This window comes from Arthrobacter sp. Soil736 (genome assembly GCF_001428005.1).
GTDB lineage: Bacteria > Actinomycetota > Actinomycetes > Actinomycetales > Micrococcaceae > Arthrobacter.
In genome coordinates this window covers 85,502-98,524 of the sequence record NZ_LMSB01000066.1, presented here as the reverse complement: position 1 = coordinate 98,524, position 13,023 = coordinate 85,502, and the positions used below count along the sequence as shown (strand labels likewise).

The following is a 13,023-nucleotide window of genomic DNA, read 5'->3' as shown; positions in this document are numbered from 1 at the left end:
GATGCCGTCATGATGACGGCATCCGGCCCCTGCTGGGCGCTTGCTAGGCCTGTGCGGGCTGCGCGGCGGCCGCGTCCTTGGCGGCGCTGTCCGCCCGGCGGCGCTCCACGCGCTGGGCCTGCTTGACCAGGGCCGGTTCGTTCTGCCGCAGCCAGGCGTACATGGGCGCAGCGACGAAGATCGTAGCCGCGGTGCCGATGAGGATCCCTACGAAGAGGGCCAGCGAGAGGTCGCGCAGGGTTCCTGCACCGAGCAGGCCGGCACCGATGAACAGGATCGCCCCCACGGGCAGGATGGCCACCATCATGGTGTTGATGGAACGCACCAGGGTCTGGTTGACGGCCAGGTTGACCTCTTCGCCGAACGTGCGGCGGGTGGACGAGTCCAGATCCGCCGTGTTCTCGCGGATCTTGTCGAACACCACCACAGTGTCGTACAGCGAATAGCTCAGCACTGTCAGGAATCCGATGATCGCCGATGGCGTGACCTCGAAATCACTCAGCGCGTACACGCCGGCCGTGATGAACATCGTCACCAGCATGCCCGCGATCGCGGACAGCGACATCTTCCAGGTCCGGAAATACAGTGCCATCAGGACCGTCGCCAGGGCCACGAAAACCACCAGCCCGATCAGGGCCTGCTTGGTGACGTCCGCACCCCAGGTCGGCCCCACGAAGGTGGAGGTCACCTCGTTGTCGGTGACCCCGTATGCCGTGGTCAGGCCTTCTTTGATCTTGATGGTCTCGTCGTCCGTGAGCTTGTCCGTCTGGATCCGCATGGTGGTGCCGGCGACGTTCGCCACGCGCGGAACGCTTCCGGCGACAACGTCGTGCACAGCCTTCTCGCCCAGGGACGCGTCGGTGGTCTTAACGTTGGAGACGGTGAACTCGGAGCCGCCGCGGAATTCAATGCCGAGGTTGAACCCGCCCTTGGCCACCGGAATCAGGACGGCCAGGGCGATGGCGACGGCGGCAATGAGGAACCAGAGCTTTTTCTTGCCGACGAAGTCGTAGGAACGCCTGCCCGTGTAGAGCTCGTTACCGAATTTCGCAAAACTGGACATTACTTGCCCTCCTTGGCCGGGCCCTTGGAGGAACCCGCGAGCTGCTCCTGCTGCTCCGCGCGGCGGCGTTCAGCGATGGTCATCCTGCGCTCCGCTTCAGCAGCGGCACCCTTGTTCTTTGCGCGCACCAGGGACGGCTTGTCCTCCGGGCTGCGGAGCCTGCCGGCGCCGCGGTACAGCGGCACCGCGCCGAGGCTCGCGGGGTCGAGGCCCGAGAACTTGTGGCCTTCGCCGAAGAACCGGGTGCGGGCCAGCAGCCGCAGCATGGGGTGCGTGAACATGAACACGACCATGAGGTCGGCAAGTGCTGTCAGGCCCAGCGTGAAGGCAAAGCCCCGCACGTTGCCCACGGCCACGAAGTACAGCACCAGGGCGGCCAGAAGGTTGACGGCCTTGGAGGCCAGCACCGTTCGCTTGGCCCGCTTCCAGCCGTTCTCGACAGCCGAGACGAGGCCGCGGCCTTCGCGGAGCTCGTCGCGGATACGTTCGAAGTAGACGATGAACGAGTCCGCTGTCTGGCCGATCGACACGATGATGCCGGCCACGCCTGCGAGGGACAGGCGGTAGTTTTCCGTCCAGCCCAGGATGGCGATGGCCAGATAGGTCAAGGCACCTGCCACCACGAGGGACGCGATGGTGACGAAGCCCAGGGCACGGTACTGGAACAGGGAATACACCACCACCAGCAAGAGTCCGATCAGGCCTGCAAGCAGGCCCATGCGGAGCTGCTCGCCGCCAAGGGTCGCGGAGATCTGCTGCTCGCTCTGGATGTCGAAGCTGATGGGCAGCGCACCAAAGCGCAGCTGATCGGACAGGGCCTTGGCCGACTTCTCGGTGAACCCGCCGGTGATCTGCGGGCGCCCGTCGGTGATTACCGCCTGGGACCGCGGAGCCGAGATGACCTGGTCGTCCAGGACGATGGCGAACTGGGACTTCGGATCCGAGCCGGTTTCGCCGCCGGCGGCAACGTAGAACTGGTTCAGGCGCTCGGTGACGGTCTTGAACTTCGCCGTTCCTTCGCCGTTGAACTGGATGTTGACGGCCCACTCATTGGTGACGGCACCCTGGGCGCCCTGCTGGAGCTGGAACGTCGACCCCTGGATCTCCACGCCCTTGACCTCCACGGGACCAAGAATGTACTTGATGGCGGGGGTCTCGGCGGTGGCGGGCTCACAGGTCACCAGCGGCTTGGCCGGGTCGGAGCGCTCCTGCTTATCCTGCGCCGGCTTGTCGCAGTCGAGCGCCTCGAACTGCTTCTGGATGTCCGCCGTGATCCAGTTGGAGTCGCTGGCGTTCGCAGGCTTTGCCGTCGGCTTGGGCAGCTTCGCTGCCGGTGTGCGGGATTCTGCGGGAACAGCTGCGCCGGGTCCCGTGACCAGGACCGGGCGGAAGTTCATGTCCGCGGACGCCTGGATGAGGGCCCGGGTCTCCGAAGAAGGAGTTCCGGGGAGGCTGACCACCACGTTACGGCCCGACTGGGTGCTGATTTCAGCTTCCGCGACGCCGGAACCGTCCACGCGCTGGCGGATGATCGCCACCGCCTGGTTGAGCTGTTCCTCGTTGATGTCGGAACCACCCTCAACCTTGGGCGCCAGGATCATCTGGGTGCCGCCCTCAAGGTCCAGCGCGAGCTTCGGGGCCCAGCTTGCCTTTCCGGCCATGGTGCCGCCCGCAAGGACGGCCGTCAGGACAGCCAGAATTACGCCAAGCCAGACCAGCACCCTGAGGGATGGTTTATTGCGGCCAGTTCGTGCCATTGTCGATCTTTCTATTATTTACGGAGGAGCCGCCGGTGCGGGTGTGACCCGTACCGGCGGCAGCCCGCAGCCGTAGATGGTGGTGCCCAAAGGGACGCGGCGGCGGACTAGATGTCCTTTTTGCCCTCGTCATTGAGGCGCTTCAGGGTTTCATCCGGCGTCTCGATGGCGGCGGGGGCGTTTCCGGGCTCCTCGGCCGTCAGCGACGACGCGTCATCGGGAACGGCGTGCGCCTCGTCGGCGGCGGGCTCCACGATCTTGGTGACGGCCTGGCGGTGGACGGTGGCCAGGTTGCCGGGCGAGAGTTCCAGAACAACCTTGTTGTCTTCGTCATCGATCGACACAATGCGGCCGTACAGGCCGAAGCTGGTCATGACCTCAACCCCCGGCGCAAACTGCGACTGGAGCGTGGCCTGCTGCTGCTGGGTCTTCTTGTTCCGGCGGAACATCATGAAGATGAAGATGCCGAGCATGACGAACAGCAGGATGGTCATGATGTCGATGCCGCCGCCGGCCTGCGGCTGGGCCTGGGCAGTAATATGTCCGAACACAGGGAAGTTCCATTCTGTACTTGCGTAGCTGGTTGACAGCAACATCCGCTTTGTACCGGCGTCGGGCCAGACACGGGTGACTGACTACGGCGGCTGGCTGGCTGGCGCCAGCCACGGAAACAAAGCCCGGAGGTGCCGAGCGTCTTTCCAGTCTAGAGGGAAACCGCGTGCAACGGTGCTAGTGGCTGTTCGGAATCCATTGCGATTCGGTCTCTGCGCCCGTCTCGCCGGTGAGTTCGTCAACAGCGAACACGTCCAGCGGTTCCTGCCCGAACACGCCGGAAGGAACCGCGAAGCCCAGGTGGGTCCATGCCGGCGCCATGGCGATGCGGCCCCGGGGCGTGCGGCCGAGCAGGCCCTCCCGGACCAGATACGGCTCGGCCACCGTCTCCACGGTCTCCGGCTCCTCGCCGACGGCTATGGCCAGGGTTGACAGTCCGACGGGGCCGCCGCCGAACTTGGTGATCAGCGCTTCCAGCACGGCGCGGTCCAGGCGGTCCAGGCCGCGCTTGTCCACCTCGTACATGTCCAGCGCTGCCGAGGCTGACCTGGCGTCGATCTGTTCGATGCCGTGCACCAGGGCCCAGTCCCTGACCCGCCTCAGCAGCCTGTTGGCGATACGCGGCGTGCCGCGGGACCTGCCCGCGATTTCGCTGAATCCCGCCGAGTTCACCTTCAGGTCAAGGAGACCGGCGGATCTGCGCAGCACGAGCTCGAGCTCTTCCACGGAATAGAACTCGAGGTGCCCGGTGAAACCGAACCTGTCACGCAGCGGCCCCGGCAGGAGTCCTGCGCGGGTGGTGGCGCCGACCAGCGTGAAGGGGGGCAGCTCAAGCGGGATGGCCGTTGCCCCCGCGCCCTTGCCCACCACAATGTCCACCCGGAAGTCTTCCATCGCCATGTAGAGCATTTCCTCGGCGGGGCGGGACATCCGGTGGATTTCGTCCAGGAAGAGAACCTCGCCCTCGGACAGCGAGGAAAGAATGGCGGCAAGATCCCCGGCGTGCTGGATGGCGGGGCCGCTGCTGATGCGCAGCGGCGCGTTCATTTCCGCGGCGACTATCATGGCCAGCGTGGTTTTGCCGAGTCCCGGCGGCCCGGAAAAAAGCACGTGGTCCGCGCTGCGGCCCCGCATCCGGGAGGCCTGCAGCACGAGGGACAGCTGTTTGCGGACCCGGTGCTGGCCCACGAAGTCGTGGAGGTTCTTCGGCCGAAGGGCGGCCTCGATGGCCCGCTCCTCCGGCTCTTCTCCCCCGGCAACGAGGGACGGTTCAGCCACGGCTGCCTACCCGGTTGCCGGCGCGGGCGCCGTCCTGGCCGAGCCAGCGCAGCGTGGTGCGCAGGATCTCGGCAACGTTTCCCTGCTCCGCAAGGTCCGGTGTATCGGCCAGTGCCTTGTCGATGCTGCCGGTGGCGTCCTTCTCGGACCAGCCGAGGCTGGTCATGGCAGCCACCACCTGCGGCTTCCAGACCGATTCGGCGGAGGCGGCGGGGGCGGCAGCTGCCGAGGTGCCGTGCGGAACCAGCTTTCCGGCCAGTTCAAGGACGATGCGGCCGGCAACCTTCGGGCCGATGCCCGGAACCTTAGTGAACGTCTTGCTGTCGCCGGTGTGCGCCGCGACGCGGATCGCTTCCGGATCGTGGACAGCCAGGACGGCCAGGGCGAGCCGGGGCCCGACGCCGCTGACGCTGAGCAGGACATCGAAGACTTCCCGTTCGTCGTCGGAGGCAAAGCCGAACAGCGTCAGCGAGTCCTCCCGAACAATCAGGGACGTAAACAGCTTCCCCTCCTCGCCGGTCCGCAGTTTGCTGAGGGTCTGCGGCGTGGCATGAACGCTCATGCCGGCACCGTTGAGATCGATCACAGCCGTGGACAGGCCAACGTGCGCTACGGTTCCGCGGAGAAAACTTATCAAGGCCGGGCTCCTGAACTTACCGCCGGCAAAGACCGACTATCCGAACATATCTACGAATACCCTAGCAAGGGCCGCGGACAATCAGCGCGCACGGCGCGCCTTGGCCTCTGCCTCGGCCCAGGCCCGCTGGGCCGGTGTCAGCGACTGCGATCCCGGCCCGGTGGTCGCCACGGCCGCTCCGCTGCCCGCCCGCCATGCGTGGGTGATGGCAAGGGCGAGGGCGTCAGCTGCATCTGCTGGACGCGGCGGGGCGTCGAGCCGGAGAATCTTGGTCACCAGTTTGGTGACGGCTTCCTTGTTCGAGTTGCCGCTGCCGGTCACGGCCGCTTTGACTTCCGACGGCGTGTGCAGCGCCACCGGTATGCCCCGACGGGCGGCTGCCGCGATGACGACGCCGGAGGCCTGCGCCACACCCATCACCGTGCTGACGTTCAACTGGGAGAAAACGCGCTCCACCGCCAGCACGTGCGGCTCATAGCGGTCGAGCCAGTCGTCAATGGCGAGGGCGATGACCAGCAGGCGCTGGTCCAGCGTCTCCTCGGGGGACGTGCCCACCACGCCGACGGCCACCATTGTGGCGCGGCGGTTCTTCTCGACGTCCACCACGCCGATGCCGCAACGGGTGAGGCCCGGGTCGACTCCCAACACGCGCAGGGTCAAGGCCGGGCCTCAAATTCACAGCAGCGCTGCGGGATCACTCGGCTTCCAGTGCGGCCTGCACTTCGTCGCTGAGGTCGGCGTTGCTGTAGACGTTCTGAACGTCGTCGAGGTCTTCCAGGGCGTCGACGAGCTTCATGAACTTCTTGGCGGCGTCCAGGTCAAGGGGCACCTCCATGGAGGGGACGAATTCGGCCTCGTCGGTGTCGTATTCGATTCCGGCTTCCTTGAGTGCATCGCGGACGGCCTGGAGGTCCTTCGGGTCCGAGTGGATTTCAAAGGTGTCGCCGTTGTCCTTGACTTCCTCGGCACCGGCGTCGAGCACCGCCATCAGGACGTCGTCCTCGCTGAGCACGTTCTTGGGCAGCGTGACCACGCCCTTGCGGGAGAAGAGGTAGCTGACGGAACCGGGATCGGCGATGGTGCCGCCGTTGCGGGAAATGGCAAGCCGGACCTCAGATGCGGCACGGTTCTTGTTGTCCGTGAGGCATTCGATCAGCAGCGCCGAACCCTGCGGGCCGCGGCATTCATACATGATTTCCGTGTAGTCAACGACTTCGCCGGTGAGGCCTGCGCCGCGCTTGATGGCACGGTCGATGTTGTCGGCCGGGACCGAGGTCTTCTTCGCCTTGGTGACGGCGAGTTCCAGGCTGGGGTTGCCGGCCAGGTCCGGGCCGCCCATCCGGGCAGCAACTTCGATGTTCTTGATCAGCTTGGCGAACGACTTGGCCCGGCGGCTATCAAGGATGGCCTTCTTGTGCTTGGTCGTTGCCCATTTGGAGTGGCCTGACATGCTTTACGCTTCTCCTCTGATCATTCGAATAAAAAGTTCATGCACGCGCTTCTCCCCCGTCACTTCCGGGTGGAAGGAGGTGGCCAGCAGGTGGCCGGACCGCACTGCAACAATTCTAGCCGTCCCCTGCAGATGGGCTGCGTGGGACGCATGCACGGGATCCGCCGGTTCCACCTGGGCGAGCACCTCGACGCCCGGCCCGACGCGCTCCACCCAGGGCCCGCGGATGAACACCGCGTGGACCGGGGCGACGCCCTCTTCGGTGGCGCTGAAATCCAGGCCCTTGAAGTCGAGGTCGGTTTCGAACGACTCACGCTGGCGGCCGAACGCGTTCCGGCGCACGGTGATGTCCAGCCCGCCGAACGTCTGCTGCGGGTTTCCGGCGAGGTCCGTGGCGGGGTCGGCGATGTCGTGTGCGAGCAGGATCATCCCTGCGCAGGAACCGTACACGGGCAGTCCGTCGGCAATGCGTTGCCGCAGCGGATCCGCCAGGTCAAAGGCACGCGCCAGCTTGTCGATGGTGGTGGATTCACCGCCGGGAATGATGATCCCGTCCAGGTCCTCGAGTTCGGCCGGACGCCGGATTCCGATGCCGGTTGCGCCGGCCGCTTCGACGGCCCGAAGGTGCTCGCGGAAGTCGCCCTGAAGGGCGAGCACGCCGATGCGCAGGCCTGAACCGGCACCTGAACGCGGGCGCGGAAGCGCGGTGGAAAGGGGGTTGGTCATCCAAACAGCATAGTGTCCCGGACGCCGCTCAGTGTCCCCGCCGGCGCCGGCCCGACTCATTGCATGCCGCTACTGGGATATATTACAGAGCATGTTTTCCTTCAGCGTTCCGCTCGGCAAGCTCGTCCGCCGGGTCTCCCGGCTCAGGGGCGGAGGCTCCGCTCTCCCCGGGCTTGTGGTCGAAAAAATCGATCCCGGGTTCATGCAGCGGACACTGTCCACGCTCCCCCACGGTGTAGCCGTGGTGAGCGGAACCAACGGCAAGACCACCACCACCAAGATGGTGGTGGAACTGCTGGAAAGCCAGGGCCTGAAGGTCTTCACCAACCGCACCGGCAGCAATTTCACCAGGGGCGTGGCCGCCGCCCTGCTCGGCGACGTGGACTGGCGCGGACGGCTCGACGCCGACATCGCCGTGCTGGAACTGGACGAGGCCCACGCCGTGCACTTCGTCAACCGGGTCCCGCCGCGCTACAGCCTGCTGCTCAACGTTCTCCGTGACCAGCTGGACCGCTTCGGCGAGATCGACAAGACCGCCCAGCTTCTCCAGCACATCGCCTCCAAGACCACCGGCACCGTGGTCCTGAACCGGGAGGATCCCCGAGTGGCACGGATCGCCGACACGCTGGACGGTCCGGAGGTCCGATACTTCGGCCTGGACGACTCGCTGCTGAGCACTTTTCCCAACGACGACGAACTGCGCGCCGGTCCCGGCAGCCCTGCGCCGGCGGCGGTGCAGCAAAAGCCGCCCGCCGACGTCGTCCTCCGCCGGGTGGGGCCGGACAACGCCGATTTTGAGTACGACGGCGGCACGGTCACCACCGCGATGAAGCTCCGCGGCGTCTACAACATCTTCAATGCTGCAGCGGCGCTGACGCTGGCGCGCAGCATCTGCGGCAGCGGCGCTGCCGCCGCGGACCACGCCGCCCTTTTGACGGCACTGTCCCAGGTGGCGCCGGCGTTCGGCCGCGGCGAAAGCCTGGTCGTCGACGGGCTCCCCCTGGACCTTGTGCTGGTCAAGAACCCGAGCGGGTTCCGGCTGGGCCTCAAGTCCTTCCCGGCCGGCGGCTACGCCACCATGATCGCCATCAATGACAACTACGCCGACGGTCGCGACATGTCCTGGCTGTGGGACGTCGACTTCGAGTCCCTGCGGGCTGACGGCGTGGACCAGCTGACCGGCTCCCGCGCCTACGACATGGCGCTGCGGCTGCAGTATGACGAGGTGGCCGTCGGCGCCGTGAACACGGAGATCACGCCTGCCCTGGCCGCATTTATTGCCGGGGCAAAGGACAAGCCGAAGCGCATCTTCTGCACCTACACGGCCATGCTCGCCATCCGGCGTGAGCTCTCCAAAATCACCACAGTGGAGGTGGTCTCATGACCCCCGGAACATCAGCCAGCAAGGGAACCATCAGGGTCCTGCAGCTTTATCCGCGGGACATGAACATCTACGGCGACTGGGGCAACGCGTTGGTGCTGCAGCAGCGGCTGAAGTGGCACGGCTATGCCCCGGAGCTGCTGGAGTACAACGTGGGGGACGAATTCCCGGACGAAGTGGACATCATTGTCGGCGGCGGCGGACAGGACAGCGGGCAGCTGGTCATCCAGGATGACCTGCAGTCACGCGCGGAAACGCTCCGGGGCCTCGCGGAGGACGGCACGCCCATGCTGCTGATCTGCGGGACGTACCAGCTGTTCGGGCGCTTCTTCAAGACACGGTCCGGGGCGGTGATTCCCGGCATCGGCGTTCTTGACGTGGAAACGCACGGCACGGATGAACGGCTGATCGGCAATGTCAAGGTCACCACAGCCGAGTTCGGGGAGGTGCTGGGTTATGAGAACCACAGCGGTCAGACCACCCTGGGCCCGGGCGTGGCGCCGCTTGGCACAGTGCCCAAGGGAACGGGCAACAACAGCAGTGACGGCCAGGAGGGCGCCCGGTACCGCAACATCGTTGCGAGCTACCTGCACGGCTCCCTGCTGCCGAAGAACCCGGCGATCGCCGACTTCCTGATCCGCGCCGCCGTCGAACGCAAATACGGGAGTTTTACGCCGGGCGAGCCGGATGACCACTTTGCGGTCCTGGCGCGGGAACACGCGGCTCGGCGGCCCCGCTAGGAGCTGCCCCGCCGGGCCCTCAGCCGAGCGGGGAACAGTTGCCGGTCAGCGTTCCTTGGTGATCAGCAGCTCGTGCGCTCCGGCCTCGGCGGCACCCATCGACTCGACCACGGCCCTGGTCCGCTGCCGCGTCGCGGCGTCCGCGGCGGGGCTGGCGCATACGCCCTGCGGCGCATCCGATGCCACCGAGCACCAGCGGTAGGGCGCGTTCACGATGACGGACGGTGCCCAGCCCAGGTCCGACGCCGTCCACTTGCCCGCGGCGTCCTGGCTGAACTGTGCCCGCACCAGCAATCCCTCGTTGTTCACCACGTAAGTGGGCGACAGTTCGGTGACGCCGTTGCCGAGACCGTACACGATCCAGGTCCCCTTGTACTTTTCGACAGGCAGCACGGAGTGCGTGTGGTGGCCGTAGATCATGGTGAACTGACCGCTGTCCACGAGGGCGTGGGCGACGTCCTGCTGCTGGGCATTCGGGACGCTGGAGTATTCGTCACCGGCGTGCATGACGCCCAGCACTATGTCAGCCCCCAGTTTCCTGGCCTTCTTTGCCTTGGCGATCATGGCGGACGCATCAAGCATGTCCACCTGCCAATCCGCTTCCGGCGTCTGCCCGTTGAGGCCGTAGGCGGCCTCAACGACGGCGATCTTCGCGGCGTCGGTCTGCATGATGAGGACGCCCTGGGACTCGGCCTCGGTCCGGTAGGAGCCCGTGTGCTCCAGGCCGGAGGCGTCCAGGACGTCCAGGGTCCTGACGAGCCCCTCCGTGCCCTGGTCGATCGTGTGGTTGCTGGCGGTGGTGCAGGCCCTGTAGCCGACGGCCTTCGAGGCCGCGATGATCTGCGGCGGCACGTTGAAGGAAGGATAGGCAGAGAACGGGCCCTGCGGAACGGCCACCGGTGTCTCCTGGTGGCAAATGGCGAGGTCGCTCTTCTGGATGTAGCGCCGCTGGCCCTCGAGCAAGGGGCCGAAATCAAGCCCCTTGATTCCGCCCGCCAGTGCGTCTTCTCGCGCCTGTTCCCACAGCTGGGCATGGACCAGCATGTCGCCGGTGACCAGCACCGACGTGCACCGGACTGCCTTGCAGGCAGGGCCCGCGCCGGGCGTCGGAGTGGGCGTCGGGGTTGGAGTCGGAGTTGGGGTCGGCGTAGCGGACGCCGAAGGCGCTGCCGCCGAGGCGGCGGAGGTGGCCTGCCCGCCCGGCGTGTCCCGTTCCGCGATGACCCCGCAGGAAGCCAGTGATGCGATGAGCGATGCCGCCGCGACGGTGCGGAAGGCACGGCCAGCGATTCCGGTGCGAATGTTCCCCATGCCGCAATCCTACGGCCGCACTTCGGCCGGAACGCGCAGCCAAACACGCCGGACATGATTGTGCACCGGACAGCTGCATGAAAGTGTTGCTTCATGACTAATCCGTTGCTGAGCCCGAGCAAACTGCCGTTCGGTCTGCCTCCGTTTGCAGACATCGATGACGCCCACTACGCCGAGGCAGTTGATGCCGGCCTCGCCGAACACCTGACCGAGATCGCGGCCATCGTCGACAACCCCGAACCGGCGACGTTCGAGAACACTGCCCTGGCGATGGAGCGGTCGGGCCGGCTGCTGGAACGTGCCGCCGCGTCGTTCTTCACGCTGGTTTCCGCTGATGCGTCCGATGCCATCCGGGACCTTGAAACAGAGCTGTCGCCCCGGTTTGCCGCCCATCAGGATGCCGTTTACCTCAACCGGGGGCTCTACGAGCGGTTCGCCGCCATCAGCACCGATGGCCTGGATGCCGAGTCAGCTCGCCTCGTGGAGGAATACCTCAAGGAATTCCGTCAGTCCGGCATTCAGCTGGACGATCCGGGCCAGGAGAAACTCAAGTCACTGAACACCGAACTCTCGCGGCTTGGCACAGAGTTCGGGCAGCGGGTCAAGGAAGGCATGAAGTCCGCAGCCCTCCTGCTGGAGGACACCGGGGAACTGGCCGGCCTGCCGGCGGATGAGGTGGCCAGCGCCGCGGAAGCAGCTCGGGTGGCCGGCCAGGAGGAAAAATACCTCCTGACGCTGATCCAGCCGAGCAGCCAGCCCGCCCTCGCGGCTTTGGAAAACCGGGACGTCCGCCGCCGGCTCTATGAGGCGTCCGTTGCCCGGGGCAGCAGCGGCGGCAGCCTTGACGTCCTGGAGCTGGTGAAGTCCATGGTGCGGCTCCGCGCCGAGAAGTCCGCTCTGCTGGGTTTTGCCAACTACGCCGAACTGGTGGTGGACCGGCAGACCGCGCCGGACTTTGAGGCCGTCCGGACCATGCTGAACCGGCTGGCGCCTGCCGCTGTCCGGAACGCAGACGCCGAGGCCGCCGCGTTGGCGGAAAGCGCCGGGCACCAGTTGGAGGCCTGGGACTGGGCTTACTACTCCGCGAAAGTCCGGCGGGAGCGCTACGCGGTGGACGAGCAGGCAATCCGGCCCTACTTCGAACTGGACCGGGTGCTCGTGGACGGCGTGTTTTTCGCGGCGACGTCGCTCTACGGCATCACCTTCCATGAACGGAGCGACCTCGCCGGCTACCACCCGGACGTCCGGGTCTGGGAGGTCCGCAACCAGGACGGCACGGAGCTGGGGCTGTTCCTGGGCGACTACTACACGCGTGAATCCAAACGGGGCGGCGCCTGGATGAACTCGCTCGTGGAGCAGTCGGCTTTGTTGGGTACCAAACCGGTGGTGATCAACAACCTCAACATTTCCAAACCGCCGGCCGGTGAACCCACCTTGCTGACGCTGGACGAGGTCCGGACCGCGTTCCACGAATTCGGCCACGCCCTGCACGGGCTTTTCTCGGACGTCACGTATCCGCGGTTCTCCGGCACGTCCGTGCCCCGCGACTTCGTGGAGTACCCGTCGCAGGTGAACGAAATGTGGATCATGTGGCCCGAGGTCCTGGCCAACTATGCCCGCCACCACGCCACCGGGGAGCTGCTCCCGCAGCAAACGGTGGACCGGCTCAATGAGTCCAGGCTCTGGGGCGAAGGGTTCGCCACCACTGAGTACCTCGGCGCCGCGCTGCTGGACCTGGCGTGGCATGTGCTGGATGCCGGGAGCGTCCCGCAGGATGCCCTGGAGTTCGAGGCCAAGGCGCTGGCGGCGGCAGGGGTGGCCCACAGGCTGATTCCGCCCCGGTACCGCACGGGGTATTTCCAGCACATCTTCGCCGGGGACGGCTACGCTGCCGGCTACTACTCCTACATCTGGAGCGAGGTGCTGGACGCCGAAACCGTCGACTGGTTCACCGAGAACGGAGGACTCACCCGCGCCAACGGGGACCGTTTCCGCGCTGAGCTCCTGTCCCGGGGCAACAGCAGGGAACCCCTGGACTCTTTCCGCACGCTGCGCGGACGCGACGCCAGCCTGGAGCCGCTCCTCAAGCGCCGCGGCCTCGAATGACCGCCGGCCCCCATCTGGCTCG

12 protein-coding genes are annotated in these 13,023 nt (G+C 66.3%); 3 read left to right on the top strand and 9 right to left on the bottom strand.

The annotated features are described in order from the left end of the window. Positions 1 to 43: 43 nt before the first annotated feature. The 8 genes from secF to pdxT all read right to left on the bottom strand — a co-directional run bounded on the left by secF (position 44) and on the right by pdxT (position 7,463). Positions 44 to 1,063 carry a protein translocase subunit SecF gene (gene secF, locus ASG92_RS25095; protein WP_056635153.1) on the bottom strand — a complete coding sequence of 340 codons (1,020 nt, stop codon included), beginning with the start codon at positions 1,061 to 1,063 and terminating at the stop codon, positions 44 to 46. Further along, entirely contained in the window at positions 1,063 to 2,820 is a 1,758-nt protein-coding gene (secD, locus tag ASG92_RS25090) for a protein translocase subunit SecD (RefSeq protein ID WP_056635150.1), read from the bottom strand. The genes secF and secD overlap by 1 nt, the downstream gene beginning before the upstream one ends. Positions 2,821 to 2,927: 107 nt before the next feature. Next, positions 2,928 to 3,314: a preprotein translocase subunit YajC gene (gene yajC / locus ASG92_RS25085; RefSeq protein ID WP_056635366.1), complete on the bottom strand. Its 387-nt coding sequence runs from the start codon at positions 3,312 to 3,314 to the stop codon at positions 2,928 to 2,930. 235 nt (positions 3,315 to 3,549) lie between these two features. Next, positions 3,550 to 4,650, bottom strand: a complete 1,101-nt coding sequence (gene ruvB / locus ASG92_RS25080) for a Holliday junction branch migration DNA helicase RuvB (RefSeq protein WP_056635147.1) — start codon at positions 4,648 to 4,650, stop codon at positions 3,550 to 3,552. Further along, the gene (gene ruvA, locus ASG92_RS25075; RefSeq protein WP_056635103.1) at positions 4,643 to 5,287 is read right to left on the bottom strand and encodes a Holliday junction branch migration protein RuvA; all 645 of its coding nucleotides are present in this window, start codon (positions 5,285 to 5,287) and stop codon (positions 4,643 to 4,645) included. Before ruvA ends, ruvB begins: the two co-directional genes overlap by 8 nt. Positions 5,288 to 5,368: 81 nt before the next feature. Beyond that, a complete protein-coding gene (gene ruvC / locus ASG92_RS25070) occupies positions 5,369 to 5,947 on the bottom strand; it encodes a crossover junction endodeoxyribonuclease RuvC (protein WP_056635100.1) in 579 nt (192 codons plus the stop codon). 34 nt (positions 5,948 to 5,981) lie between these two features. After that, a complete protein-coding gene (locus ASG92_RS25065; protein ID WP_056635092.1) occupies positions 5,982 to 6,737 on the bottom strand; it encodes a YebC/PmpR family DNA-binding transcriptional regulator in 756 nt (251 codons plus the stop codon). 3 nt (positions 6,738 to 6,740) lie between these two features. Then, a complete protein-coding gene (gene pdxT / locus ASG92_RS25060; RefSeq protein WP_056635086.1) occupies positions 6,741 to 7,463 on the bottom strand; it encodes a pyridoxal 5'-phosphate synthase glutaminase subunit PdxT in 723 nt (240 codons plus the stop codon). A 91-nt stretch (positions 7,464 to 7,554) separates the two neighbouring features. Between pdxT and ASG92_RS25055 the strand changes: the two genes are divergently transcribed. After that, positions 7,555 to 8,847 (top strand): Mur ligase family protein, encoded by a 1,293-nt coding sequence (locus tag ASG92_RS25055; RefSeq protein WP_056635085.1) that lies wholly within the window; start codon positions 7,555 to 7,557, stop codon positions 8,845 to 8,847. Next, positions 8,844 to 9,584 (top strand): glutamine amidotransferase, encoded by a 741-nt coding sequence (locus ASG92_RS25050; RefSeq protein WP_056635084.1) that lies wholly within the window; start codon positions 8,844 to 8,846, stop codon positions 9,582 to 9,584. Before ASG92_RS25055 ends, ASG92_RS25050 begins: the two co-directional genes overlap by 4 nt. Before the next feature lie 45 nt (positions 9,585 to 9,629). Here the strand turns inward: ASG92_RS25050 and ASG92_RS25045 are convergent, their stop codons facing one another. Further along, positions 9,630 to 10,895, bottom strand: a complete 1,266-nt coding sequence (locus ASG92_RS25045) for a CapA family protein (RefSeq protein WP_056635083.1) — start codon at positions 10,893 to 10,895, stop codon at positions 9,630 to 9,632. A gap of 93 nt (positions 10,896 to 10,988) precedes the next feature. Between ASG92_RS25045 and ASG92_RS25040 the strand changes: the two genes are divergently transcribed. Then, positions 10,989 to 13,001: a M3 family metallopeptidase gene (locus ASG92_RS25040; RefSeq protein ID WP_056635080.1), complete on the top strand. Its 2,013-nt coding sequence runs from the start codon at positions 10,989 to 10,991 to the stop codon at positions 12,999 to 13,001. Positions 13,002 to 13,023: the final 22 nt, after the last annotated feature.

Bases quoted from the DNA above. Each gene is read 5' to 3' on its own strand.
- secD (WP_056635150.1), bottom strand. From the start codon at position 2,820: ATGGCACGAACTGGCCGCAATAAACCATCCCTCAGGGTGCTGGTCTGG.
- ASG92_RS25040 (WP_056635080.1), top strand. From the start codon at position 10,989: ATGACTAATCCGTTGCTGAGCCCGAGCAAACTGCCGTTCGGTCTGCCT.
- secF (WP_056635153.1), bottom strand. From the start codon at position 1,063: ATGTCCAGTTTTGCGAAATTCGGTAACGAGCTCTACACGGGCAGGCGT.
- ASG92_RS25045 (WP_056635083.1), bottom strand. From the start codon at position 10,895: ATGGGGAACATTCGCACCGGAATCGCTGGCCGTGCCTTCCGCACCGTC.
- ASG92_RS25065 (WP_056635092.1), bottom strand. From the start codon at position 6,737: ATGTCAGGCCACTCCAAATGGGCAACGACCAAGCACAAGAAGGCCATC.
- yajC (WP_056635366.1), bottom strand. From the start codon at position 3,314: ATGACCATCCTGCTGTTCGTCATGCTCGGCATCTTCATCTTCATGATG.
- ASG92_RS25050 (WP_056635084.1), top strand. From the start codon at position 8,844: ATGACCCCCGGAACATCAGCCAGCAAGGGAACCATCAGGGTCCTGCAG.
- ASG92_RS25055 (WP_056635085.1), top strand. From the start codon at position 7,555: ATGTTTTCCTTCAGCGTTCCGCTCGGCAAGCTCGTCCGCCGGGTCTCC.
- pdxT (WP_056635086.1), bottom strand. From the start codon at position 7,463: ATGACCAACCCCCTTTCCACCGCGCTTCCGCGCCCGCGTTCAGGTGCC.